At 72.6% G+C, this 24,810-nt stretch carries 18 protein-coding genes; 5 read left to right on the forward strand and 13 right to left on the reverse strand.

The window, feature by feature from the left end; genetic code table 11:
* Positions 1 to 3 precede the first annotated feature (3 nt).
* The 4 genes from MRQ36_RS09835 to MRQ36_RS09850 all read right to left on the reverse strand — a co-directional run bounded on the left by MRQ36_RS09835 (position 4) and on the right by MRQ36_RS09850 (position 8,730).
* The gene (locus MRQ36_RS09835; protein WP_242794565.1) at positions 4 to 1,206 is read right to left on the reverse strand and encodes a substrate-binding domain-containing protein; all 1,203 of its coding nucleotides are present in this window, start codon (positions 1,204 to 1,206) and stop codon (positions 4 to 6) included.
* A 455-nt stretch (positions 1,207 to 1,661) separates the two neighbouring features.
* Positions 1,662 to 5,102 (reverse strand): VWA domain-containing protein, encoded by a 3,441-nt coding sequence (locus MRQ36_RS09840; RefSeq protein WP_242794566.1) that lies wholly within the window; start codon positions 5,100 to 5,102, stop codon positions 1,662 to 1,664.
* 451 nt (positions 5,103 to 5,553) lie between these two features.
* Positions 5,554 to 7,500, reverse strand: a complete 1,947-nt coding sequence (locus MRQ36_RS09845; protein ID WP_278187466.1) for a hypothetical protein — start codon at positions 7,498 to 7,500, stop codon at positions 5,554 to 5,556.
* Positions 7,501 to 7,611: 111 nt separating this feature from the next.
* Complete coding sequence (locus MRQ36_RS09850) at positions 7,612 to 8,730, reverse strand: glycerophosphodiester phosphodiesterase (RefSeq protein ID WP_242794568.1); 1,119 nt, start codon at positions 8,728 to 8,730, stop codon at positions 7,612 to 7,614.
* A gap of 106 nt (positions 8,731 to 8,836) precedes the next feature.
* Between MRQ36_RS09850 and MRQ36_RS09855 the strand changes: the two genes are divergently transcribed.
* Together MRQ36_RS09855 and MRQ36_RS09860 are read left to right on the forward strand one after the other, a co-directional pair.
* Entirely contained in the window at positions 8,837 to 10,171 is a 1,335-nt protein-coding gene (locus MRQ36_RS09855) for a TrkH family potassium uptake protein (RefSeq protein WP_242794569.1), read from the forward strand.
* Positions 10,161 to 10,829, forward strand: coding sequence for a TrkA family potassium uptake protein (locus tag MRQ36_RS09860; protein ID WP_242794570.1), 669 nt, complete (start codon positions 10,161 to 10,163; stop codon positions 10,827 to 10,829). The genes MRQ36_RS09855 and MRQ36_RS09860 overlap by 11 nt, the downstream gene beginning before the upstream one ends.
* Positions 10,830 to 10,891: 62 nt before the next feature.
* Here the strand turns inward: MRQ36_RS09860 and MRQ36_RS09865 are convergent, their stop codons facing one another.
* The 7 genes from MRQ36_RS09865 to MRQ36_RS09895 form a co-directional block, all read right to left on the reverse strand.
* The gene (locus MRQ36_RS09865; protein ID WP_242794571.1) at positions 10,892 to 12,526 is read right to left on the reverse strand and encodes a serine/threonine-protein kinase; all 1,635 of its coding nucleotides are present in this window, start codon (positions 12,524 to 12,526) and stop codon (positions 10,892 to 10,894) included.
* Between the two features lie 71 nt (positions 12,527 to 12,597).
* Positions 12,598 to 14,151 carry a fused MFS/spermidine synthase gene (locus MRQ36_RS09870; RefSeq protein WP_374249921.1) on the reverse strand — a complete coding sequence of 518 codons (1,554 nt, stop codon included), beginning with the start codon at positions 14,149 to 14,151 and terminating at the stop codon, positions 12,598 to 12,600.
* A gap of 35 nt (positions 14,152 to 14,186) precedes the next feature.
* Positions 14,187 to 15,206 carry a coiled-coil domain-containing protein gene (locus MRQ36_RS09875; protein ID WP_374249922.1) on the reverse strand — a complete coding sequence of 340 codons (1,020 nt, stop codon included), beginning with the start codon at positions 15,204 to 15,206 and terminating at the stop codon, positions 14,187 to 14,189.
* 139 nt (positions 15,207 to 15,345) lie between these two features.
* On the reverse strand, positions 15,346 to 16,155 hold the full coding sequence (locus MRQ36_RS09880) for an inositol monophosphatase family protein (protein ID WP_242794572.1): 810 nt from the start codon (positions 16,153 to 16,155) through the stop codon (positions 15,346 to 15,348).
* A complete protein-coding gene (locus MRQ36_RS09885) occupies positions 16,148 to 16,600 on the reverse strand; it encodes a response regulator (RefSeq protein WP_242794573.1) in 453 nt (150 codons plus the stop codon). Before MRQ36_RS09885 ends, MRQ36_RS09880 begins: the two co-directional genes overlap by 8 nt.
* The gene (locus tag MRQ36_RS09890) at positions 16,597 to 18,312 is read right to left on the reverse strand and encodes an ATP-binding protein (protein WP_242794574.1); all 1,716 of its coding nucleotides are present in this window, start codon (positions 18,310 to 18,312) and stop codon (positions 16,597 to 16,599) included. The genes MRQ36_RS09885 and MRQ36_RS09890 overlap by 4 nt, the downstream gene beginning before the upstream one ends.
* Before the next feature lie 84 nt (positions 18,313 to 18,396).
* Entirely contained in the window at positions 18,397 to 19,641 is a 1,245-nt protein-coding gene (locus tag MRQ36_RS09895; RefSeq protein WP_242794575.1) for a PP2C family protein-serine/threonine phosphatase, read from the reverse strand.
* A 288-nt stretch (positions 19,642 to 19,929) separates the two neighbouring features.
* Here MRQ36_RS09895 and MRQ36_RS09900 point away from each other — a divergent pair, with 288 nt between their 5' ends.
* Positions 19,930 to 22,308: a M28 family peptidase gene (locus tag MRQ36_RS09900; protein WP_242794576.1), complete on the forward strand. Its 2,379-nt coding sequence runs from the start codon at positions 19,930 to 19,932 to the stop codon at positions 22,306 to 22,308.
* A 39-nt stretch (positions 22,309 to 22,347) separates the two neighbouring features.
* Here MRQ36_RS09900 and MRQ36_RS09905 read toward each other — a convergent pair whose 3' ends face one another.
* Together MRQ36_RS09905 and MRQ36_RS09910 are read right to left on the reverse strand one after the other, a co-directional pair.
* Positions 22,348 to 23,265 (reverse strand): S9 family peptidase, encoded by a 918-nt coding sequence (locus tag MRQ36_RS09905; RefSeq protein ID WP_242794577.1) that lies wholly within the window; start codon positions 23,263 to 23,265, stop codon positions 22,348 to 22,350.
* The gene (locus MRQ36_RS09910; RefSeq protein WP_242794578.1) at positions 23,262 to 23,603 is read right to left on the reverse strand and encodes a hypothetical protein; all 342 of its coding nucleotides are present in this window, start codon (positions 23,601 to 23,603) and stop codon (positions 23,262 to 23,264) included. The genes MRQ36_RS09905 and MRQ36_RS09910 overlap by 4 nt, the downstream gene beginning before the upstream one ends.
* A gap of 70 nt (positions 23,604 to 23,673) precedes the next feature.
* Here MRQ36_RS09910 and MRQ36_RS09915 point away from each other — a divergent pair, with 70 nt between their 5' ends.
* Together MRQ36_RS09915 and MRQ36_RS09920 are read left to right on the forward strand one after the other, a co-directional pair.
* Positions 23,674 to 24,225: a helix-turn-helix domain-containing protein gene (locus MRQ36_RS09915; RefSeq protein ID WP_242794579.1), complete on the forward strand. Its 552-nt coding sequence runs from the start codon at positions 23,674 to 23,676 to the stop codon at positions 24,223 to 24,225.
* A gap of 17 nt (positions 24,226 to 24,242) precedes the next feature.
* Positions 24,243 to 24,794, forward strand: coding sequence for a YciI family protein (locus MRQ36_RS09920; protein ID WP_242794580.1), 552 nt, complete (start codon positions 24,243 to 24,245; stop codon positions 24,792 to 24,794).
* The last annotated feature ends 16 nt before the right edge of the window (positions 24,795 to 24,810 follow it).

A 24,810-nucleotide genomic window follows, 5' to 3' on the forward strand; every position in this document is an offset into this window, starting at 1 on the left:
TTCTCAGCCCTTCATCCGGGTGACCGGCGGGGCGGTCTCGTCACCGGTCAGGCTCTTCTGCGCGGCGGCCGTGAAGGCGGTGCCGCTGCCGGTGAGCTTGGCCTGGTACATCGGCTGGAGCAGCGCGTGGTCCTCGGCGCGGATGGTCATCGGCCCCTTGATCCCGTCGAACTGCCAGCCTTCGAGGGCCTTGACCATCTTGTCGACGTCGTCGCCCCCCTCGGACGCGGCGCGGACGACCATCTGGGCGGCGGCGAAGCCGTCCGGGTGGAACAGGTCGAGCGTCCCGCCGGGAATCTTCGCCTTGGCGGCCTTGGCGGCCTCGGTGTCGCTGGCCCCGTCGAAGTAGTGCGACAGGAAGGAGATCTTGGCGCCGGCCGCGCCGAAGGTGGGCCAGGAGGCGCGGATGTCCAGGCCGGTGACGACCGTGGTGGAGGCGAGCACGCCCTGCTGGTCCAGGGTCTGCCACATGGCCGGGGCGGTGGTGCCGGCCCAGGCGACGAAGAGCAGGTCGGGCTTGGCGGCCTTGATCTGGCTGGCGAACGGGGTGAACTCGGTGGCGCTGGCCGGGGCCCGGACGCTGCTGACGGTGGCACCGGCGCCGCCGATGACCTTCTTGACCGCGGCCTCGTTGGCGTCGCCGAACGCGCCGTCCTGGGCGAAGACGACGACCTTCTTGCCGGTCGCGTCGCCGATGAACGACTTGGCGGTCACCACGTCCTGGTACGACTGCCGACCCGAGCGGAACGTGTACCTGTTCGCCCCGGTCACCGCGTCGGTGGCGGCCGGGCCGGAGATGAAGAGCACCTTGTTCTGGGCGGCGATCGGGGCGACCTGGAGGGCCACGCCGGACGAGGTGGAACCGGCAATGATCTTCGTACCCTTGCCGATCAGGTCCTTGGCGGCGGAGACCGCCTTGGCCGGGTCGCCCGCGTCGTCGACCTCGGTGACCTCGACCTTGCGGTCACCGACCTTGCCGGTGCCCTTGGTGGCATAGTCCAGGCCGGCCTTGAACCCCTCGATGTACTGCTTGCCGTAGCTGGCCAGCGGGCCGGACTGGGAGTAGACCAGACCGACCTTGACCGGGGCGGTGTCACCACCGCCGGAGGCGGTGTCCTGCGGGCTGCCGCAGGCCGTGGTGGCGAGCGCCGCCGCCATCATCGTGGCGGCGGAGAGGAACACCCGCCGCGTGTGCCGGACCGTCATCGCGACTCCAGGTGAGGACAGGAAGCTGACTCAGTTGTCGGCTCACGCTAGAAGTGACGTCACCCACGGGCTATGTGGGCGTAACACACAAGTCATCGGGATCGGGTGGCCGCTCGTTACAAGCGTCGCCGTCACCGCGTAACCCCACCGACTCCGGATGGCCGCTGCCGCCACCGGTGACCGGGCCCGGGTGTCGCGCCCCGCCATCGTCAGCACAACGCCCGCACCCGCCTCGCGCCAGGCCCGCGCTCGCGCCGCGTCGCGCGGCAGGCCGACAGCGCTGGGTGCGTTGGTGGTCGCTCCGGCGTCAACGGACGCACCCCGAATCCCTCGACCGCACCGCGACACGGCGCGAGCCGGGGCAGGGTCGGGAACGACGGCGGCCCGGCGGGGCGGGTCGACGTGGCGTGGTGCGCCGCGCCGACCCGGATCCCACCGGGCCGTCCGTCGATCGGTCAGACGGTCAGCGACCTCCTGCGCCGCCAGGTGACCAGGAGCAGTGCCGCACCGCCGACCACGGCCAGCAGGCCGCCGCCGATGATCCCGGTCAGCTTGACGCCGGTGACCGGCAGGTGTCCTCCGCCGTGGTACCACGGCGGCCCGGGCTTCTTCACCGCCCGGTTGGTGAAGGTGCAGGTGATGTCCTGGCCCCGTTCCGGGGTGACCACCCCGTTCACCACCGGCACCGACTCCCCGCCGGCCAGCACGCACTCGGGCGGCCCGACCTGCTCGTATCCCTTGGGGCCGCCGGACTCGGTGAGCCGGTAGCCGACGCCCACCTGGACCCGTACGTCGGTGACGGCCGGGCTGCCGGTCCGGCCGCTGATCGGGGTCGCGCCGTTGAGCGGTGTCGCGGTGAGCAGCCAGTCGGTGGGCTTGGCCTTGCCGCCACCGTCACCGCCCCAGTTCCCGCCGCCGCCCGGGCCGCCACTCCAGTCGTCCATGCCGCCACTGCCGCCCGGGCCGCCGCCGCTCGGGCCGCCGCTGCTCGGGCCGCCGCTGCCATCCCAGCCGTCCTTGCCGTCGAGCAGCTTCTTGACCAGGGTCAGGTGGGCGCTGCCCGGGTCGAGCTGGCCGTTGCGCCAGGTGCAGGTGTAGCTCTCCCCGGCAGCGGGGGTGAACACGTCGTTCGGCGTCGGGATCGGCGTCTCGGTGCCGTTCAGCACGCAGGTCACCGGGCCCAGTTGCTCGTAGCCGGCCGGGCCCCCGGTCTCACTGAGGGTGTAGCCGACTCCGCCCACGGCCGCCACGTCGGTGACCGTCGCCTGGCCGCTGCGACCGCTGATCGGGGTCGCGCCCGACCCCGTCGGGGGGATCGCGTTCAACAGCCAGTCCTGCGGGGTGGCGGTGCCGCCGAAGTCGTTCTTCACCTGCTTGACCAGGGTCAGCCGGGCGGGCGCGGGCGGCGGGACGAACTGGTTACGGAACGTGCAGGTGACGTCCTGGCCGAACGTCGGGGTGAGCCGGTTGTTCGGCGTCGGCACCGGCGTGGACGTCCCGGTCAGCACGCACTGCGGCGTGCCGACCTGCTCGTAGTCCGCCGGTCCGTCTTTCTCCCCGAGCTGGTACGTCACGTTCGGGAACGCCTCCGCACCGGTCACCGCCGGGGTGCCGCTACGCCCACTGATCACGACCGGGACCGGGAGGTCGTTACGGGGCAGCGGTGCCGCCTCCAGGAGCCAGTCCTGGGGCGTCGCGGTACCGCCGCTGACCTCCTTCACCAGGGTCAGCTTGGCCGCCTGGGCCTGGTTGACCGCGGTGCAGACCGCCGTCTCGCCGAGCGGCACGCTGGCCACGCCGTTGGCGCCGGTGTAGGCCGGACCCACGGAGCCGTCCGCCTGCCGCAGCCCGCAGTTCCAGCTGCCGGTGGCCGGTGGGGTGATCACCGCACCGGTGTTCCTGACCTGGGTGAACCCGGGAACGGTGCTCTCGGCCAGCGAGTGGAGCACGCCCGGGGCGACGTCACCGGTCACCCCGTTGGTCCCCTCGACCACCGTGCTGCCCCCCGTGATCGCCTTCAGCGTCCAGGCGTCCAACGACGGCTCCGGGACGCCGTACGGGTTCTGCAGCTCCTTCGCCAGCGTCAGCCGGGTCGGGCAGGTCACCGTGTTGGTGACCCGGAAGGAGTTCAGGCCCGGCAGGGTGAGCACGACCGGCCCGACATCGCCGGTGACCGCTACGGTGCCGCAGTTGACCGGTAGCAGGTCCTTGTTGATCGTCTCGCCGATGGTCACCGTGGTGCCGGTGGCGAAGCTGTCGTACGGGGTGTTCCAGGCCGGGTCGTTGATGCCGCTGATCGCGAGGTCCGACTGGAACTCCACCGGCTGGTCCGGGTTCTCGAACGACGTGCCGTTGATGACCCAGGTCTTGTGCACCACGATGGTGGACCGCTGCTGTTCCGCCTCCCGGTTGAGGATCACGCAGCTGACGATGGCGGTGGCCTGGGCGTCCACCGTGAAGCCGTTGGCGCCGCTGTTGGTCACCGGGGTCGCCGTACCGTTCGCGGTGCAGGCCGCGTTGTCGCCACCCTGCTGTTCCAGGGTGAAGCCGGCCTTCGGTGTCTCCTCGAGGGTGACCGGCTTGCTGGTCACCCCGGTCAGGTCGACGTCGAAGTTCACCGCACCGGTGAGCGTGTCGGTGACCGCGCTGCCCGGGGTGACCCCGGTGGTGGTGGTGGATATCGTCCAGCCGCCGGCGGGTACCGCGTCGGCGACCGTGCCACCGGCCGGGATCACCTTCTTGACCACGCTGATGGTGCCGGCGCAGGCTTCGAGGGCGAGCCGGCGGAACACGGCGGCCAGTTCCTCGTACCCCGTCTGGATGTAGTCGGAGCCGGCCACCGGGCCTGAGATCGCGGCCAGGTTGTTGGCCGAGCCGGTCACGCCGGCGCCCACTCCGACGGCGACGACCCGGGTGCCCTCGGCCTTGACCGCGTTGGCCGAGAAGACGCCGTTCTCCACCTCCTTGAAGCGGGTGAAGTTGCCGGGACCCTGGGCCGGCGGCGGTCCGTACACCGTGGGGTTGCCGTCGGTCAGGATGATGACCGCGTCGTACGTGTTCGGCGCGGCGGCGACCTGGAAGAGACCGGCGTCCCAGTTGGTGGTGCCACCCGCGGTGAGTCCGTTGATCGCCGCCTTCACCGTGTTCGCGCCCGTGGTGTCGGAGACCGGCACCGGGTTGAGCACGGTGGCCGCGTTGGTGGCGAAGGTGTAGAGCCCGATCTCCGACGGGGTGCCGGTCAGGGCGTCCACGAAGCCGTTCGCGGCATTCTTCACGTCGGGCAGGTTGGGCGAGATGGAGCCGGAGACGTCGATCAGCAACGCGATGCTGAGGCCGCACTGCGACGGCAGGGGCGGGTTGTCGCGGGCGTCCGCCCACACCGCCCCCCGCGCGGTCCGGTTGGTGTTGCCGGTGGTGTTGACCGGGAACTGGTAGGAGACGTTGTTGGAGACCGCGCCGGTGAAGACGCCGTTGTAGGTGGTCGGCGTGGTGGTGCCGCCGCCCGTGTCGAGCGTCTCGAGCAGGCGCCAGCCACTGGGTGCGCTCCGCTCGATGATCCAGTAGCCCTGGTTGGTGCCGGTACGCCCCGGCACGTCGACGCTGCACGAACCGTCCCCGCCGGTGGTGCACGAGGCGGTCGGCGTGTCACCGGGGCCGGGCCGGGTGCCGGAGACACCCGCGTAGAAGTCGAAGACGGCGCCGGCGAGCGGCCCGACCAGGTCCTCGGCCTGGCGGTCGCCGCCCTTGTTGACGGTCAGCGTGGCGGTGGTCGGGCTGGCCGCGTGGGCCGGCTGCGCCGCGTGCGGCCCGACCAGCGGCAGTGCACCGCAGATCAGGGCCAGGGCGGCCGTCGCGCTCAGGCGTCGGCGCGCTCGCGTGATGATCGGAATGGACATTCATGAACCCCCGTGACGTCGTGCGGGACGACGCGACCCCTGACCCACCTCTCTCCGTGGGTCACGTTTCGACAGTATTGGGGTAAATGTCCGTTGCTGCCTGCACTTTCTCGATCGAGAGGATCTTTCCCATCCCGATGCCCGACCGCGCCGCACGGTCCGCAAAGGTGGCGAGACGCGGAAACCCGACCCGCCCTCCCCATACCGATGCTGGTGGCCCTACGAACTTGATGGCAAAGATGAATCACCTGCCCGGTGCGACGCGTGACGGGTGATTCATCTTTGCCATCAAGTCTGTAGCGTTCGCGGCACTCGCCCCGCCCCTGCCGGATGCACAGGCGCCGACGGCGCTGGTGACCCGTTCTTGCCTGTCCACCACTGGACCGTGCGGCCCGACGGACCACTCCGCCGGGCCGCCCTGATCAGCCGAGCGCCGGCCGATCGACATTCGTCAGGCCACCCGTCTCCGCCGCCAGGTGATCATCAACAGCGCCGCACCCGTGGCGGTGGCCAGCAGCCCGCCGCCGATGATCCCGGTGAGCCTCGGACCGGTCACCGGCAGCCGCTCACCCGGTTGCCACGGCGAACCGGGCTGCTTGGCCGACCGGTTGGTGAAGGTACAGGTGATGTCCTGATCCCGGTCCGGAGTGATCGACCCGTTCGCCACCGGCACCTCCGTCCGGGTACCCGTCAGCACGCACTCCGGCGGCCCGACCTGCTCGTACCCTGGCGGGCCGCCCGACTCACCGAGCCGGTAGCCGACGCCCACCCGGACCCGGACCCGGGTGACCTCCGGACTGCCCGACACCCCGCTGATCGGTGTACCGCCGCCGGCCGGCACGGCGGTCAGCGTCCAGTCCGTCGGATCGCCCGTGCCCCACACCTTCTTCACCAGGGTCAGCTGGGCCGCACCCGGATCGAGCTGGGCGTTGCGCCAGGTGCAGGTGTAACTCTTCCCGGCGGCCGGCGTGAAGACGCCGTTGGGTGTGGGCAGGGGAGTCCGGGTGCCGTCGAGCACGCAGGAGACCGGTTCCGACTCCGCATAGCCCTGCGGGCCGCCGGTCTCCCGGAGGGTGTAACCGACGCCTCCGACGGCCGTCACGCCGGTCACCTCGGCCTGCCCGCTACGACCGGTGATCGGCGTGCCGGAACCGGTCGGCGGGACGGCGGTCAAGACCCAGTCCTGCGGCTTCGCCGTGCCCCCGTACCCATTCTCGACCTGCTTGACCAGGGTGAGCCGGGCCGGCTCGGGTAGTACCGCCCGGTTGCGGAACGTGCACACGATGTCCTGGGTGCCCTGCGGCCGGATGATTCCGTCCACCACGTCCACTGTGGTGTCGGTGCCCGCCAGCACGCACTCCGGCGGGCCGACCGGCTCGTATCCCGGCGGGCCGCCCGACTCGGCCAGCCGGTAGGAGGAGAAGGGGTATGCATGCACCGGCGCCCGGGTCACCTCGGGGCTGCCCGAGACACCGCTGATCCCCCCTCCAATGCGTTCTTCCGTGGCGGTCAGGGTCCAGGCCTTCGGGTCGGCTTGGCCCTCCACCTTCTTGACCAGGGTCAGGTACGCCGGCCGGAAGTCCCGATACTGGATGCTGTCGAACATGCAGGTGACGCTGGATCCGTACGACATCGTCAAGTACCCGTGCGACAGGGGAATGTCTATGGACGTGCCGGTGTAGACGCAACGGGGATAGAACGGTGGTCCATAAAACGGCTCGTAGCCGTCCGGGCCCCTACTCTCGGTGAGGTCGTACTCAACCTCGGCCGCGGCGACCACGTCGGTCACCGCCGCCTCCCCGCTCCGGCCGGTGATCGGTGGACGGTCCCCGTACGGGGTGGCCGTCAGCACCCAGTCCTGTGGCGTCGCCGTCCCGCCGTAGATGTTCGCCACCCGCTTGACCAGGGTGAGGTGGGGCGGTGGGAGAGCCCGGTTGTGGAACGTGCAGGTGATGTCCTGGCCGTACGCCGGGGTGAGCTCGTCGTTCGGCGTGGGCACCACCGTCGATGTGCCGGTCAGCACGCACTGCGGCGGGCCGACCGGCTCGTAGCCGCGAAAGCGGCCCAAAAAGTCCTCCATCAGGTGGTACCTGACGGTGGGAACCACCTCGGCACCCGTCACCGACGGAGCCCCGGTCGGCCCGGAGATCCGGGGCGGGGTCGGCACGCCGTCGCGGGGCACCGGCACGGCCTCCAGCTCCCAGTCCCATGGACCTACCTCCGGGCCGCCGCCGGTCAGCACCTTGACGAGGGTCAGTCGGGTTGCCGGTGGGGCGGGAGCCGCTCGGGCGGATGGTGCCGCGTACGGCCCGATCAGCGCCAGCAGACTGCCGAGCAGGGCCGTCGCTGCGGTGGAGCGTCTTCGCGAGCGCGCGCCTCTCGTACGAAAAACAGACATTCAACGATTATCGAGCAATAAGTCACTTTATATATTGAATAGCCAGCTTCGTGGCCACACCCAGCGGCCTCGGCCGCCACCCGGGACCGGACGGCGGCCGAGGTATCCCGATCAGGCGAGGCCGGCGCGGGCGGCGACGGCGGTGTCCGGCTGGTCGGCGAAGGCGCCGTCCAGGCCGAGGCCGAAGAAGAGCTCGTACTCCGCGGTGATGTCGCCGCGGGCGTTCGGGTCCGCGCCGATCCGGAAGTCGACCGGCAGGAACTGGTTCTCCGCGCGGAACGTCCAGGCGTGCACGACCAGCTTCACCCGGTGCGCGTCCCGGACCAGGGTGGTCGGGGCGAGCAGCTTGCCGGCGGCGTCCCGCGGGACGATCAGGTTCTTGTTGACGCCCACGCCGTCGGCGTAGTCGGCGATCCAGGCCAGCCCGGCAGGAGTGGCCAGGTCGGCATAGCTGCGGCTGTCTCCGGCGGCGGTGAAGTCGTACGGGCGGCCGGTGGCGTCCATCAGCTGCACCAGCCGGACGTCGGTCAGGCCGTCGAGCTTGCGCAGGTTGGCGGTCTCGAAGGACTGGATGAAGACCGGGTCGTTGCGGTGGGTCAGCCCGTTCCGACGAAGCACCGCCACCAACGGCTCCTCCAGCGGCAGCCCGATCGAGGCGAAGTAGCTGGGGTGCTTGGTCTCCGGATAGACGCCGATGGTCCGGCCCCGGGCCTTCGACTCGGCCCGGGCCAGGTCGATGACCTCCTGGAACGTCGGCACCGGGAACTTCCCGTCGAACGCGGTGTTGGCCACCCGCACCTGGGGCAGCCGCTCCTTGGCCCGCAGCGTCCGCAGCTCGGCCAGGGTGAAGTCCTCGGTGAACCAGCCGGTCACCGCGACCCCGTCGATGGTCTTCGTCGCCTTCCGGGCGGCGAACTCGGGGTGCGCGGCCACGTCGGTGGTCCCGGAGATCTCGTTCTCGTGCCGGGCGACCAGCACACCGTCCTTCGTCGAGACCAGGTCCGGCTCGATGAAGTCCGCGCCCAACCGGATCGCCAGCCGGTAGGACTCCAGGGTGTGCTCGGGGCGGTAGCCGCTGGCGCCCCGGTGGCCGATCACGATGGGCCGCTGGGTGGCCCGGTGCCGGTCGGCGCCGGGCTCCGGGTCGGCCTGGGCGGCCACGGTCGGCACCACCACGGCCGCCGCGAGCAGCGCGCCGGCCAGACCGAGGGCGGAAAGGGTACGTCGCAACGCCGTCTCCTGTCGTCGAGGGATGCGCCCAGCAGACCGGTCGCGGTTGGCCACCAGTTGGTCGGTTCCTGACCTGCCGGTGAATCTCCGGACGGAAGATGACCTGGTGCGCCGCCTGCTCCGTCATCCCGTGCGGCTGGTGCCGCTCGGGTTCCTGGTGGCGATCCTGGTCGGTACCGGCCTGCTGATGCTGCCCTGGGCGACCAGCGAGCACCGGTACACCCCGTTCGTCGTGGCGCTCTTCACCTCCACCTCGGCCGTCTCGGTCACCGGGATGGCGATCAACGACACCCCGAATTACTGGAACGACTTCGGGCTGGTGATGATCACCGTGCTGACCCAGCTCGGCGGCCTGGGGATCCTGACCATCGCGGCCCTGGTGATCCTGGTGGTGTCCCGGCAGCTCGGCCTGCGCAACCGGCTGCTCGTGCAGGCCGAGACCCAGGAGTACGGCATCGGCGACGTACGCTGGCTGCTGGTGCGGATCGCGGCGACCGTCTTCGTCGCCGAGGCGGTGATGACCGCGGTCGTCACCGGCCGGCTCTGGCTGGCCTACGACTACCCGCTGGGCTCGGCGCTCTGGTCCGCCACCTTCCACTCGATCCAGGCGTTCAACAACGGCGGGTTCACCCTCTACAGCGACGGACTGGTGGCGTTCTCCCGGGACCCCTGGGTGGCGCTGCCGCTGGCGCTCGGGGCGATCCTCGGCGGCCTGGGTTTCCCGGCGCTCTTCGAGGCCGTGCGGACCTGGCGCCGGCCGGCCCGGTGGACGGTCGCCACCAAGCTCACCATCTGGGGCAGCTTCGTCCTGATCGGCGTCGGCTTCGGCGCACTGCTGCTCGCGGAGTGGACCAATCCCGCCACCATCGGCACCTACGACGCCCCGGGCAAGGCGCTGGCCTCGTTCACCCAGATCGCGTTGAGCCGCACCGGCGGCTTCGACGTGATCAACATCGGCCGGCTCCACGACGAGAGCTACCCCCTGCTGATCGTGCTGATGTTCATCGGCGGGGGCAGCGCCAGCACGGCCGGCGGCATCAAGGTCTCCACGTTCTTCCTGCTGGCCTTCGTCATCCGGGCGGAACTGCGCGGCGAGCCGGACGTCACGGTGGGCAACCGGCGGCTCGCCACGGCCAGCCAGCGGCAGGCCCTCACCGTGGCGCTGCTCAGCGTGGCGCTGGTGGTCGGCGGCACGGTGGCGCTGATCCTGCTCACCCAGCGGGTGCGCTACTACGCCGCGCTCTTCGAGGTCACCTCCGCGTTCAGCACCACCGGCCTCACCACCGGCCTCGCCGCGCGGCTGCCCGAACCCGGCGAGTACGTGCTGACCGCCCTGATGTACATCGGCCGGATCGGCCCGCTCACCCTCGGGTCGGCGATCGCGTTGAACACCCGACGCCGGCTGTACCGCTATCCGGAGGAGCAACCCATTGTCGGCTAGGAAGACGGACGACAGCGGCATCGTGGTGATCGGTCTGGGCCGGTTCGGCTGCCACCTGGCCGGCTCGCTGTCCCAGCTCGGCCATCAGGTCCTCGCCATCGACCGCAGCGGCGAGGTGGTGCAGCGCTGGGCGTCGCACCTGGAACGCGTGGTGCAGGCCGACGCCACCGAGGAGGGCGCGCTGCGCCAGTTGGGGGTCGCCGACTTCCGGCGGGTGGTGGTGGCCATCGGGGCGTCGGTGGAGGCCAGCGTGCTGACCGTGCTGGCCCTGACCGAGCTGGGCGTCCCGCAGATCTGGGCCCGGGCCACCTCGGAGAAGCACGCCAAGATCCTCGGCTCGGTCGGCGCGCACCACGTGGTCTTCCCCGAGGCGGAGACCGGCGAGCGGGTGGCGCACCTGATCGTCAGCAAGATGCTCGACTTCATCGAGTTCGGCGACGACTTCGCCATCGCGAAGGTCCGGGTGCCGGACGCCATGGTCGGCCGGCCGCTGCGCGAGCTGACCCCCGCCGACCGGTACGGAGTGATGGTGGTCGGGGCGAAGCTCCCGGGCGAACGGTTCCGCTACGCCGCGCCGGAGACGGTGCTGGCCGAGGGGAGCGTGCTGATCGTGGAGGGCAGCATCAGCGCCGTGCAGCGGTTCGCGGCGCTCAGCTGAGCGTCACTTGCCCTTCTTGCCCTTCTTACCCTTCTTGTCGTGACCGCCCCCCTTTCCCTCGGTCACTTTCCTTTTCCCTTACCACCGTCCTTGCCCTTGGGCTTCTTCTCCGGCTTGGCCCTGCTCCCGCCGGACGTGCCCGAGGAACGGGTGCCGCTGCTCTTCGTGGTGGCCTTCGCGGGAGCCTTTGCCGGCGCCTTCGTCGGCGCGGTCGTCGTCGGCGCGGTGGTCGGGATGGAGCCGGCCACCCCGGAGACCTGCACGTCACACGCCTGGTCGCCCAGCTTGAACCGCACCGGCAGCGGGTTCGCCCCGGTGTAGCTGCCGGTCAGGGCCACCTTCTGCGATCCGCCGGGCGCCAGTGCGGCGGTCCCGGCGGCCGGCCGGACCAGCACCGTTCGCCCCTCCTGCTGCACCGCCGGCTGGGCCTTCGTCACCGTCTGCCGGCCCGGGAAGGTGAAGCTCATCGTCCAGTCCCGCAGCTCCCGGCCGCCGGTGTTGGTCAGGGTCAGCTCGGCGGCGAAGTCCCGGCCCGAGTCGCGGCGCAGCGCGTAGTCGACCTCGCAGGGGGCCGGCTCGGCCAGCCCCATCCGCGCCTCGGTCGGTTCGATGCCACCGCTGGCCGGGCTGCGCGAGGTCAACCCCCACATCGTCGCGGTGACGGCGACCAGGCCGACGGCGGCCACCCCGGCCTCGACCTTGCGGCGGCGGGCCGCCGCCCGGCGCTCCCGGGTGCGTACCGCGGAGAAGGGCAGCGCGTCGGTCGCCGACGACCAGGGCAGGATCGTGGTCCCGGCGTTCTCCAGCAGCGCCGCGTCGAACTGACCGAGCGCCGGGGAGACCGGCACGATCGCCGCGATGCCGGCCGCGTCGGCGAGCGTACGGGCCACCTCGGCGGTGGCGGGACGGTCGGCGGGGCGCTTGGCCAGGCACCGGCCGACCAGCTCGGCGACGGCGTCGGGCAGGCCGACCACCTGGGGCATCGGGTCCGGTTCGTTGTACATGTGCGCGCGGAGCATCTGGGTGGTGGTGCTCGCCTGCCACGGCAGCCGGCCGGTGAGCATCCGGTAGAGCAGCAGGCCGACCGCGTACACGTCGGTGGCCGGGGAGACCTGGCCGTTGTCGAGGCGCTCCGGCGCCAGGTAGGCGGGGGTGCCGAGCAGCGCGCCGTCCGGGCCCTTCTCGCTCTCCCCCACCAGGGCCGAGATGCCGAAGTCGACGACCTTCACCCCGGTCGGGGTGAGCATCACGTTGCCGGGGGTCACGTCCCGGTGGACCACGCCGCGGGCGTGCGCGGTGGCCAGCGCCGAGGCGACCTCCGCGCCGATCGTGACGGCCTCCCGCCAGGGCAGCTGCCCGCCCCGGCCGAGCCGGCTGCTCAGCGGGCCGCCGTCCACCAGCTCCATCACCACGTACGGGACGGTCAGCCCGACCTGCTCGGACTCGCCGTAGTCGTACACGTTGGTGATGTTGGGGTGGCAGAGCCGCGCGGCGGCCTGCGCCTCGATCCGGATCCGGTGCCGGAAGGCCTTGTCGGCGGCCAGCCGGGAGGCGAGCACCTTGACCGCCACCTGCCGGCCGAGCACCTCGTCGTAGCCGCGCCACACCACCGACATGCCGCCCGCGCCGAGCTGCTCGATCAGCCGGTACCGCTCACCGAGCAGCTGCGCGCCGCCGTTCCTGACCGTTCCACCCATGGTGGGTGCAGTTGCCCCAGGCCGCCCCGGCTACACCTCAACGGTCGGAATCGGTCAGCAAAGTCACCCGATCAGGCGGTCGCGAGGAGTTGGTCCACCGGGGCGTAGTCGTCGGTGAGCACCAGCGCGTCCCCGACGTACGAGGTCAGCTCGTCGCCGTGCAGCAGCACCGCCGGCTCCGGCAGGCCGCGCAGCCGGACGATGATCCGCGACAGCGGCAGTGGCGCGTCCGAGGCGACGAGCAGGAAGTTCGCGCCGGCCTCACCGGCGATCGCCCACGGCGGCGCGATCAGCGCGACGTGGTGGAACTCGGCGGCCACGGTGGCCAGTTCGCTGCGGACGAAGCGGCCCGGCGGGGTGTCGATGACGTTCTGCACATAGACCCCGCCCGGCCGGAGCACCCGGCGGATCTCGCCGGCCATCTCCCGGGTCGCCAGGTGCCAGGGCACCACCAGGTGCCCGAAGGCGTCCCCGACGACCAGGTCCCGGCTGTCGGTCGGTTCACCGCCGAGCAGCACCCGGGCGTCCCCCACCCGGGCGCGCAGGTCGGGGCCGGTCCGCACGCCCAGCTTCCGCCGGTCCAGGTCGACCAGGCCGCCGTCGATCTCGAAGACCAGGTTGTCGGTGCCCGGCCGGGTGGCGGCCAGGTAACGGGGCACGGTGAAGCCGCCGCCGCCCAGGTGCAGGGCGTCCAGCCGCTGCCCGTCCGGCGCGGCCAGGTCCGCGACCAGGCCGATCCACCGGGTGTACGCGTACTCCAGGTGCGTCGGATCGGTCAGGTCGACGTACGAGTGCTGGGCCGAGTTCAGGTAGAGCACCCGCCCGCCGGCCCGCTGTGGATCGGCCACCACCCGCGCGCAGTGGTACGCGGTCTCCACGTCGCACGGGTTCGGGGCGACCGTGGCGAGCCCCGCGCCGGCCAGGCCGAGCACCGCCAGGGCCGCCTTCGCCCGCGCCGGACCGGGCAGTCCCGTCCCCGCCCGCCGCCGCAGGTACGCCCCGAGCCCCAGCCCGGTGAGCCCGAGCAGCGCCGCCAGCCCCAGCACGATCACCGTGCTGGACAGCGCCGCCACCAGCACGAAGCCGGTGACCAGGGTGGCGGTGATCCCGCCCAGCGTGCCGATGCCGGAGAGCCGCCCGACCACCTGCCCGGTCCGGCGCAGGTCGGCGAGCTGCAGCTTCACCACCAGCGGGGTGATCCCGGCCAGCAGCGCCGCCGGCACCAGCACGGCCAGCGCGGTCAGCATCAGCACGGCCCCGGCCGCACCACCGCGCAGCACCTCGCCGGTCCAGCGGACGACGGGGAGGGTGACCGCGGTGGCGATGCCGGCCAGCACCAGGGCCGGCGCCAGCAGGGTGCGCGGGTCCCGCCGGTCGGCCAGGAACCCGCCCATCCACGCCCCGTACGCGATGGCGGCGAGCGCCATCCCGATCACCGAGCTGGTGACCTGGAGGGTCACCCCGACGTACGGGCCGACGAGCCGGAGCGACACGGTCTCCAGCACCAGCACGGCCCCGCTGGAGAGGAAGACGAGGAACGCGGCGAGCCCGTTCGGCAGGCCGGCCGCCGGGGCCGGTACGGCCGGCGCGGACCCCACCACGAGGTCGGACGATGAGCTGCTCACCGTCGCGATGCTACGAGCGTTCGGCGCACTCCGGGTCAGTACATCGAAATATGAACATGGTTCGTGTGATCGGCGGCGGGACTGCCACCCCCGCTGTACGCCCGCCAACCGGTGTTCGGCATCCAGATCTGCCGGTACCAGATGACGTACATGATGCCCAGCCGGCTCGCGTTGTTCTTGGCCCACCGCGCCAGGCTGTCGCCGTACGCCTTGTCGCCGCCGGTGGCCGTGACGTCCTCGAAGCCGTCGGTCGCCGCGGCGAAGTCGCAGGCCCGCCCCTTCGGGTGCTCGCCGTCGCCACCGCTGCGGTGACAGGACGCGTAGCGCTTGTAGCCAGCCGCCTTGGCCTGCTGGAGCATGTGCAGGGTGCGCGGGGTGATGCAGCCGTCGGCCGGCGTCGGGTCGTCCACCGAGCAGGACTCGGACGGCCACGAGCCGTCGGAGTTGCGCGGGGCCGGCTTGGCGGAGGACGAGCCGCCGCTGAACCCGGCGCTGCTGCCCGAGCTGACCTTGGCCAGCGCGATCTCCGCGTCCCGCTTCTTCTTCTTCAGCGCGGCGACCTGCTTCTGCTGCTCCCGCACCTCGCCGTCGATGGCCGTCTTGGCCCGGGCCGCCTCCGCCCTGGCTGCGGTGAGGTCCCGCAGCCGGCCGCTGTCCCGCTGGGCCATCACCTCCAGCTCGGCGGCCCGGTTCAGGAACGCCTCCGGGTCGGCGCTGTCCAGCAGCATCGACACCGGCGTCAGCCGGCCCAGCCGGTACGACTGCACGGCCACCTCGCCGGCCTGCGCGGTCAGCCCGACCAGCCGTACCTCGATCTGCTTGAGCTGAGCGGTCAGCGCCACCTGGCGGCGCTTGGAGTTGTCCAGCTTGGCCTGCGCCTCGATGTGGCCCCGGGCGGCCGCGTCGAGGGCCTCCCGCAGCTGCTTGCTGCCACCCTCGTCGGGCGCGCCCGGCGGCGCGGCGACCGCCGGACCGGCCGGGGCGAGGCCGGCACCGAGCAGCAGCGCCGTGGCGGCCAGCAGAGCGAGCAACGGGCGGCGGATGAGTCTGGGCACGAAAGGGTCCTTCCGTCGACCGCCGGTCACAATACCGCCCGCCCCAGCGGAAAGCACGGGCCCCCTGTTAACGCATTCCGTTGTACAGGGGCCCCTTCTTAACAAGTGGGGAGCGGAGGAAGCCGGGGCGCGCGAGGGCTCAGCGGTCGAGGAGAGCCGACCGGACCTCGGTCCAGATCTCGTCGCTCGCCGCCACCAGCAGTCCCGGCGCGTCGTCGGCCGGGTGGTAGTCGGTGCCGTCGAAGCGCCGGGCCACCCCGCCGGCCTCCCGGACCAGCAACGTGCCCGGGGCATGGTCCCAGGGCAGCGTGCGCCAGAAGAGCACGAACTGCTGCGCACCGGTGAGGAGGTCCAGGTATTCCCGGCCGGCGCAGTGCTGACCGGGCAGCAGCTCCCCGATCCGCGCGCCGCCCGCCTCGGCGGCCCGCCGGGCGTCCGGCGGCAGGAACCGGGTCATCGCGGTGCCGCGCAACGCGCCGATCGCGGGCAGGGCGTCGTCGACCCGTACCGTCGTGCCGTCGAGGTGCGTGCCCGCGCCGACCCGGCAGACCGCCAGGTCGCCGGCGAGCGGGTCGAGGACCCAGGAGGCCACCGGCAGCCCGTCGGTCAGCAGCGCGATCATCAGCGCGAACGGGCGGCGGCCGGCGGCGAAGTTGGCCGTCCCGTCGACCGGGTCGACCAGCCAGACGTCGCCGCCGTCGCGCAGGTGCCGCAGCAGACCGGGATCGTCGGCGACCCCCTCCTCGCCGACCACCAGGGAGCCGGGGCGCAGCCGGCGCAGCCCGGCCGAGATCAGCTCCTCGGCCCGGCGGTCGGCGACGGTGACCACCTCACCGGGGGCCTTCTCGGAGATGTCGCCCTCGTCGAGCCGCCGGAACAGCGGCACCACGACCTGGGCCGCGACCTCCCGCAGCAGCGCGCCGACATCGTCCAGCAGGGTGTCAGCCACGCGGCGGGAGCTTGACCACGCTGACGAAGAACTCGTCGATCTGGCGGACCACCGAGATGAAACGCTCGAAGTCCACCGGCTTGGTCACGTAGGCGTTGGCGTGCAACTGGTAGCTGCGCAGGATGTCCTCGTCGGCCTGCGACGTGGTGAGCACCACGACGGGGATGCGGCGCAGCTCCTCGTCGTTCTTGATCTCCTCCAGCACCTCCCGGCCGTCCCGGCGGGGCAGGTTGAGGTCGAGCAGGATCAGGTCGGGCGTGACGGCGTCCGCGTACTCGCCCTCCCGGCGCAGGTAGGCCAGGGCCTCGGCGCCGTCGGAGACCACGGTCAGCCGGTTGCGGAGCTTGTGCTCCTCGAACGCCTCCTGGGTCATCAGCACGTCGCCCGGGTCGTCCTCGACGAGCAGGACCTCGATCGGGCTCTTGCCGTCTGCCGGCGCGGTCATCCCACGGTCTCCTTCATGCCACCCGTTGTACCGCCCTCGGCCGCTGCCTCGGGCGTGTCGCCGCGCGTCGAGGAGTCCGCCGGGTCGTCGGTACCGGCCGGCTCCGCGTCGGTCGCGGTCGCGTCATCCGTACGTGCCGCCTCGGCGGCCCGGGCGGCCTCGACGTCCTCCGGCAGCGCCGGGAGGGTGAACCGGATCGCGGTGCCCTCCTCGGTGCCGGTGTCCACCCAGACCCGGCCGCCGTGATATTCCACGATCTTCTTGACGATCGCCAGGCCGATGCCGGTGCCCGGGTACGCGTCCTTGGCGTGCAGCCGCTGGAAGATGACGAAGATCTTGTCGGCGAACTCCGGCTCGATCCCGATGCCGTTGTCCTGGCAGCTGATCTCCCACTCGTCGTCGACCAGCCGGGCGGAGACGTGCACCTTCGGCGGCACGTCCGGCCGGCGGAACTTGATCGAGTTGCTGACCAGGTTGGCGAGCAGGTTGGTCAGCAGCGGTTCCTCGCCCCGGATGGTGGGCAGCTCACCCCAGGTCAGCTCGGCGTCCGAGTACTGCCGGGCGGCCTCGGTCTGGCCCGCCACGTCGCCCATCACCTTGTTCAGGTCGACCTCGGTGAAGCCGGTGGTGAGCCGGCCGATCCGGGAGAACGCGAGCAGGTCGTTGATCAGGCGCTGCATCCGCTGCGCGCCGTCGACCGCGAAGGCGATGTACTGGTCGGCCCGCTCGTCGAGCTGGCCGGCGTAGCGCCGCTGGAGCAGCTGGCAGAAGCTCGCCACCTTGCGCAGCGGCTCCTGGAGGTCGTGCGAGGCGACGTACGCGAACTGCTCCAGGTCACGGTTGGAGCGGGTGAGCTCCTCGGCCTGCTTCTGCAGCTGGCTGTTGACCCACTCGATGCGCTCCCGGGCCTCGCGTACCTCGGCCAGCTCGCGGGCGATCTTCTGCCGCATGCCGTCGATGTCCTCGGCGAGCACCCGGAACTCGGGTGGGCCGGACCCTTCGATGTGGTGCTGGTAGTCGCCCGCGGCGACCTCCCGCACCTGCCCCACCAGCCCGGCCAGCGGCCGGATCAGCATCCGGTCCAGGGAGAGCACCATGACCACGCCCGCGATCGCCACCACCAGGGCGGCCACGATCAGCAGGACGACCAGCACGTTCCCGGTCTGGTTGACTTTGTCGGCGGTCTGCTGCCGGACCACCAGGATCTCGGACTGGAGTTGGGCGACCGAGGCCCGGACCCCGTCGAACTGCCGCCGCGTCTGGTCGGTGATGAGCGCCTGCCCGGCGGCCGGGCCGCTGCGCGCGGTCGTCGCGATCACCGGCTCGGCCACGTCCGCCCGCCACCGCGCCGCCTGCTGCTCGACGACCTGCAGCTCGCGCAGCACGCCCGGATAGTCGGCGGCCAACTGCTCCATCGTGGCGACGGTGTCCCGCTCCCGGGCCAGGCCGGCCTCGTACGGCGCCAGGTCCTTGCGGTCCGCGTTCACCGCGTACCCGCGCACGGAGGTCTCCTGGTCGAGCAGCGCGCTCAACAGCTCCTGCGCCTTTACCCGCAACGGGCCGGTCTTGAGCAGCACTGCGTCGATGTTCTGCCGGTTCTTGGCCGCGACCACCGCCTCGGCGGCGGCCAGCCCGAGCAGCAGCACCAGGACCACGCTGAGCAGCGCGACCACCCGGCGGCGCAGGGTCCACCCCTGCTGGTACGCCTTCACAGCAAGGTCTCCGTTCGCGACTGCGGGGCTCGCAGAACCGGCTCACTCCTCGCGCTCACCGAGCGATCTCCGTTCGTGACACGCTCACCGGCCGGTCCCCCGGGTGACCAGCAGCATGGCGACGTCGTCGGCGAGCGGGCCGCCGTTGATCTGCTCGGCGCGTCCGACCAGCCAGGCCGGCAGCTCGGCCAGGGGCACCGCCCGGTTCGCCGGGTCGGCGAGCAGTTCGGTCAGCCCCGCCACGTCGAGCCGGTCCTCGCCGTCACCCACCCGACCCTCGATCAGGCCGTCGGTGTACATCAGCAGGGACCAGTCATCGGTCTCGAACTCCAGGTCGAAGGCAACGGGGCGGCGCGGTCGTACGCCCAGCAGCAGGCCGCCCTTGGCCGGCACCGGCGCGACCCTACCCCCACTCAGCAGCACCGGCGGCGGGTGCCCGGCGAGTCGTACGGTGGCCCGGTCGGCGGCCAGGTCGAGGCGGACGGTGGCCACCGTGGCGAAGATCTCCTGGAGCCGGCGTTCGCTCATCAGCACCTGCTCCAGCGCGGGCAGCACCTCGTCGTCGGGTACGCCGGCCAGGATCAGGGCCCGCCAGGCGACCCGCAGTTCGACGCCGAGCGCGGCCTCGTCCACCCCGTGCCCGCAGACGTCCCCGACGATCAGGTCGATCCGGTCCGGCCGGGTCTGCACCACGTCATAGAAGTCCCCGCCGATCAGGGCGGCGTGCCGACCGGGGCGGTAGAAGGTGTGCACCGCGACCTGGTCGGTGGTCATCAGCGGCTGGGGCAGCAGGCCACGCTCCAGCCGGGCGGACTCGGCCTGGCGCAGCTCGACCTCGCGGAGCCGGCGGGCGTTCTCGTCGGCCCGCTTCCGTTCCACCGCGTAGCGCAGTGCCCGGGTCAGCAGGACCCCGTCGACCTGCCCCTTGACCAGGTAGTCCTGGGCGCCCTCGGCGACCGCGACGATGCCCAGGTGCTCGTCGGAGCGGCCGGTCAACACGCAGACCGCGGCGCCGCTGGACATCTCCAGCACCTGGCGCAGCCCGTCCAGCCCCTGTGCGTCGGGCAGGCCGAGGTCGAGCAGGACGCAGTCCACGCCCATCACCCGCTGGCGGGCCTCGCTCAGGCTGGTGGCGACCAGCAGGTCGATCATCGAGTTGGTCTCGGCCAGCAGCTCGCCGACCAGGAAGGCGTCACCCTCGTCGTCCTCGACCAGTAGGACCCGCAGCCGCTCGCCGGGTGGCAGGTTGGCGTGCCGGGCGAGCCCCCCGTGCGGGTACGACACCAGGGAGGAACCGGTCAGACCGGTCCCCCGGTGCGGCCGGGTCACCGCCGCGAGTCGCGGGAGGTCGCTGGTGATGTCGGGGCTCCTTCCGAGTGCCCTGCTGATCCTGTATCAGACAACGGTCGCACACAACACGACGGCGACAGCACGGAGCGGAACGGGCTGGCTCCCACCCGGCCAAGCGACGAAGCGGTCGGCCGATGTTACGCCGCGCCACTGGTCCGGTGGCCGGGACACCCGCCCGGCAGGGTTTCCCGTCTCCGGGGAGTCCCGCCGAGCGCCACGGAGGTGCAGGATGATCCCACCCCTGGCCCCACCCCCGAGGAGTCTCCCGTGGGCGTTACCCCCACCCGCCCCGCCGACCGGGCGCTGGCCCGGCCCGGCAGGCGGCTGCCCGCCGCGCTGGCCGCGCTGGCCGCGCTGCTCGCCGTCGGCGCCGGCACCCTGCTCGACCTGCGTCCGCCGGCACCCCGGCCGGCCGATGCGCCGGCCGGTGACTTCAGCGCCGCCCGGGCGTACGAGCAGGTGCGGGTGATCGCGGCCCGACCGCACGTCGCCGGCAGCCCGGCCAACGACCAGGTCCGGGAGCACCTGGTCGGCGTGCTGCGCGGGCTGGGCCTGGAGACCGAGGTGCAGGACACGGTGGCGCCGGAGGCCGGCCAGCTCAGCGGCGCGGCCGGCGGGGCCACGGTGGCGCGGGTCCGGAACGTGGTGGCCCGGGTGCCGGGGACCGCGCCGACCGGCCGGGTCTTCCTGGTCGCCCACTACGACTCGGTGCAGTCGGGGCCGGGCGGCAACGACGACGCCGCCGGCACCTCGACGATCCTGGAGGTGGCGCGGGCGCTGACCGCCGGGCCCCGCCCCCGCAACGACATCGTCCTGGTGCTCACCGACGCCGAGGAGGCCTGCCTCTGCGGGGCCGCCGCGTTCGCGCAGAGCCATCCGCTCGCCGCCGACGGTGGGGTGGTGCTCAACCTGGAGGCGCGCGGCTCCACCGGTCCGGTGATCATGTTCGAGACGTCCCGGGACAACGCGAAGCTGGTCGACGTCTTCGGCCGGGCCGCCCCGCACCCGGTGGGCACCTCGTTCGCGGTGGAGATCTACCGGGCGCTGCCGAACGACACCGACTTCACCGCCTTCCTGGACAAGGACTTCGTCGGGCTGAACTCGGCCTACATCGACGGCGGCGCGGTCTACCACACGCCGCTGGACACCCCGGCGGCGATGGACCGGCGCAGCCTCCAGATGCACGGCGACAACGCGCTGGGGCTGGCCCGCGAGTTCGGGCGTACCGATCTGAAGGCGCTGCGGTCGGACCACGACGCCACCTACTTCCCGGTGCCCGGCGGGCTGGTCCGCTATCCGGGCTGGCTGACCCTGCCGCTGGCGCTGCTCGCGGTGGCCGCGGTCGGCGTGCTCGGCTGGCTGCTGCGGCGACGCGACCGGGCCACCGCCGGCCGGCTGGCCGCCGGCGTCGGGCTGGCCCTGGTGCCCGTGGTGGCCGCCCCGCTGGGCGCCTGGCTGCTCTGGACGGCGATCACCACGGCCCGGCCCGGCTACGCCGAACTGCTCGACCCCTACCGGCCCACCTGGTACCGGCTCGCCGTGGTGGCGCTCGCCGCCACCATCCTGTTCACCTGGTACGCGCTGACCCGCCGCCGATTCGGGCCGGCCGCCCTCGCGTTCGGCGGGCTGGTCTGGCTGGCCCTGTTCGGGGTGCTGCTCGCGGTGCTGGTGCCCGGTGGGGCGTACCTGACGACCCTGCCGGCCCTGGCCGGCGCGCTGGCCGGACTCGCGGCCCTGACCACCCGGCTCGACGGCCCCTGGCCGGTGCTGGCGGTGACCCTGGCCGGCGCGGTGGCCGTGCTGATCCTGCTGCCCACCGTGGTGCTGCTCTTCCCCGCGCTCGGCATGGCGATGGGCGGCGTCGCGGCGCTCTTCGCGGTGCTGCTCGGGCTGGCCGCGCTGCCGGTGGTGGACCTGCTGCACCCGCAGGCCGGCGGCCAGCGCGGCCTGGGCGCGCTGCGGGCCCGCCGGCTGGGCGCGCTGCCGGCCGTCGCCGCCGGGCTCGCGGCCGTGGTGCTCGCCGGGGTCGGCCTGGTCGTGGACCGCTTCGACGCCGCCCACCCGGTGCCCACCCACCTGATGTACGCCCTGGACGCCGGCACTGGGAAGGCCCGGTGGCTCAGCCGGGAGGACGAGCCGCAGCCCTGGACCGCCGGGTTCGTCGACGACCGGGCGTCGGTGTCGGACGACTTCCCCGGCCTGGGCGACCCCGAACTGCGCGCCGGGCCGGCGCAGGCGGCGAACCTGCCCGCGCCGGCGGTGACAATGCTCTCCGACACCCGCGTGGGCGACCAGCGGGTGCTGCGGCTGCGGCTGGTCCCGCAGCGGCCGGTGCGCCTCGCCACCCTGCACCTCGACACCTCCACCGCCACCGTGCGGTCGGCAGTGGTGGCGGGCCGCGAGGTGCCGGTGAAGGCCCGCGAGGGTCGGTGGGGCTTCGGGGTCGTCTTCCACGCCCCGCCGCCGGAGGGCATCGAGGTCACGCTGACCCTGACCCCGAAGGCGGACCAGGTGGTGCTGCGCGCCATGGACGCCAGCGACGGCCTGACCACCGTCCCCGGTTTTCGTCCCCGCCCCGCCGACGTCGGCGTGGTCGGCTCCCACACCTCGGAGATGCTGGCGGTCGCGAAGACCTACACCTTCTGACCCTCACGACGGACGGCACGGCACCCGGAGCGGCGCGGCTCAGCGGGAGCGTGCGGTGAGCCAGTGCATGACGGAGTCGGTGACCGAGGGGTCGACCGGTTGGCGGACCTCCGTCCGGTAGGCGCGCAGCGACGGTGTTCCGGGCTGACGGCGCAGCACATGGGTGACGTCCGGCAGTCGGAGCGTCTCGACCGGTCCGCCGGCGTTCGCGGCGATCACCGCGAGGTCCGCCGGGTCGACCTGGAGGTCCTTGTCACCGGTCAACGCCAGCACGGGAGCGTGGATCCGGGCCAGGTCCGGCCGGGGATCGTAGGACAGGAACTCGCGGAACCACCGGGCGTTCACCCGCCGGCCGCCCACCCGGGCGACGTCGCCGGTGGTGGCGAGGATCTTCTCGTGGTTGCGCGCCACCTTGGCCACCAGATCGGTGCGGGTCAGCCGCAGCAACAGCCGGACCGGGGCCGGGAGGCTGGGCAGCAGGCGGGCCGCCTGCCAGCGCAGCGCCTCGGTACCGGGCCGGCCGGTGCCCGCGAGCAGGACCAGCCCGGCGACCGGGCCACCCCGGGCGGCGAGGGCGGTGGCGGTGAGGGCGCCCTCGCTGTGCCCCACCAGGAAGAGCCGCTCCGGGTCGACCTCTCCGGCGGCGGTGAGCGCCGCGAGGGCCGCCGCCGCGTCGTCGACGTTGTCGTGGAAGCCGGTACGCAGGAACCGGCCCGAGCTGGCGCCGACCCCGCGCCGGTCGTACCGGAGGGCGGCGATCCCGGCCGTCGCCAGGGCGGTGGCCAGGTCCCGCGAGATGCCCAGCGGGAGCCGGCGGTGGTTGCCGTCGCGGTCGAGCGGGCCCGAGCCGGGCAGCAGCAGTACGCCCGGATGAGGGCCGCCGCCGTCCGGCACGGTCAGCGTCCCGGCCAGCCGGAACGGGCCGGAGGTGAAGACCAGCTCCCGCTCGGTGCTCATCCGCGTACCGCTCCGGCCACCCGCTCGGGCTCGGCGGTGCCGATCAGCAGGCTGGCGTACGGCTGGCCGTCGAGGGTGATCCGCACAGCGGGCTGCCCGGCGCGGACGCTGACCAGCTCGCGGCCGGCGGCGCCCCGCCAGGTGCCGACCTTGCGCACGCCGGGGAGGCCGAGACCGGGAGCACGCAGACCGCGGGTGCCGTGCACGCCGTCGGCCACGATGCTGACCTCGCGGATCGCCGTGCGGGGCACCGTGAGGTCGCCGCGCAGGGCCCACAGCTTCTCGGCGGGGGTGAGGCGCACCCGGAGCAGTTCCGGGGTGAGCTCGATGGTCGCCATGAGGACTCCTCCGCTCGTATAATCTCTCCTACGAGAACGTTATCACCGATGAGAACGAAGGCGAGGGTGTGTGTCCACCGACACTGCCGAGCTGCTCCTGCACCCCGTACGGCTGCGCATCGTCCAGGCGTTCCTCGGCGGTCGCACGCTGACCACGAGCGAGCTGCGGGCCGAACTGCCGGACGTGCCGACGGCCACGCTCTACCGGCAGGTCGCCACGCTCGCCGGACACGACGTGCTCCGGCTCGCCGGGGAGCGCCGGGTACGGGGAGCGGTCGAACGCACGTACCGGCTCGACGAGGCGGCCGCCTCGGTCGACCCCGCGGCCGTCGCGCGGATGACCCCCGAGCAGCACCGACGGGCCTTCCTCACCTTCGTGGCCGGGCTGCTCGCCGACTTCGACCGCTATCTCGACGCCGGGGGCGGTGACCTGGCGCGCGATCTCGCCGGCTACCGGCAGAACGCCTTCCACGCCACCGACGCCGAGCTGGCCGAATTCGTCACCCGCCTCCGGGCACTCTTCGCCGAGTACGCCACCCTCGACCCGGGTCCGGACCGCACCCGGCGACTGCTCACCACCGTCCTGCTCCCCGCCCGGCCGCCGGCCGAGCCGGCTGAGTGAGGGTCCAGACTTCGGGCATGGAGTTCTTCTGTCACCACCGCGACCGGCGGGACTCGCTCACTCTGCGCCACGAGCTGCTGGAACAGCACTGGTCCTACATGGACCGGTACTCGGCGCAGATGATCGCCCGTGGCCCGACCTTCGGCGCCGACGGTGCCACCCCCACCGGCAGCGTGCACATCGTCGACCTGCCCGATCCCGCCGCCGCCCGGGACTTCGCCTTCGACGAGCCCAACTACCAGGCCGGCGTCTACCGGGACGTGCTGCTGCGCCGGTGGCGGAACCTGCTGGGATGCACCATGTGGGACTTCCCCGGAGGTCGGACCGGCGGCAACCGCTATCTGGTGCTCGGCCTCGGCGTGGAGGGGGCCACCGACCTCACCGTGCCACCGGGACGGGACGACCTGATCGCGTACGGGCCGCTGCTCTCCGACGACGGCCGCACCCGGCTCGGCACGGCGGCGCTGGTCCGGGCGGCGGACCCGGACGAGGCACGCGCCGTCCTGGGCCCGGACCGGCACGCCGACGTCGAGGTGCACAACTGGGCCTTCGGCGGACGGCCGTCCTGACACCCGCGCCGGTCTG

The sequence above is a fragment of the Micromonospora sp. R77 genome (genome assembly GCF_022747945.1).
In the GTDB taxonomy this organism is placed as follows: domain Bacteria; phylum Actinomycetota; class Actinomycetes; order Mycobacteriales; family Micromonosporaceae; genus Micromonospora.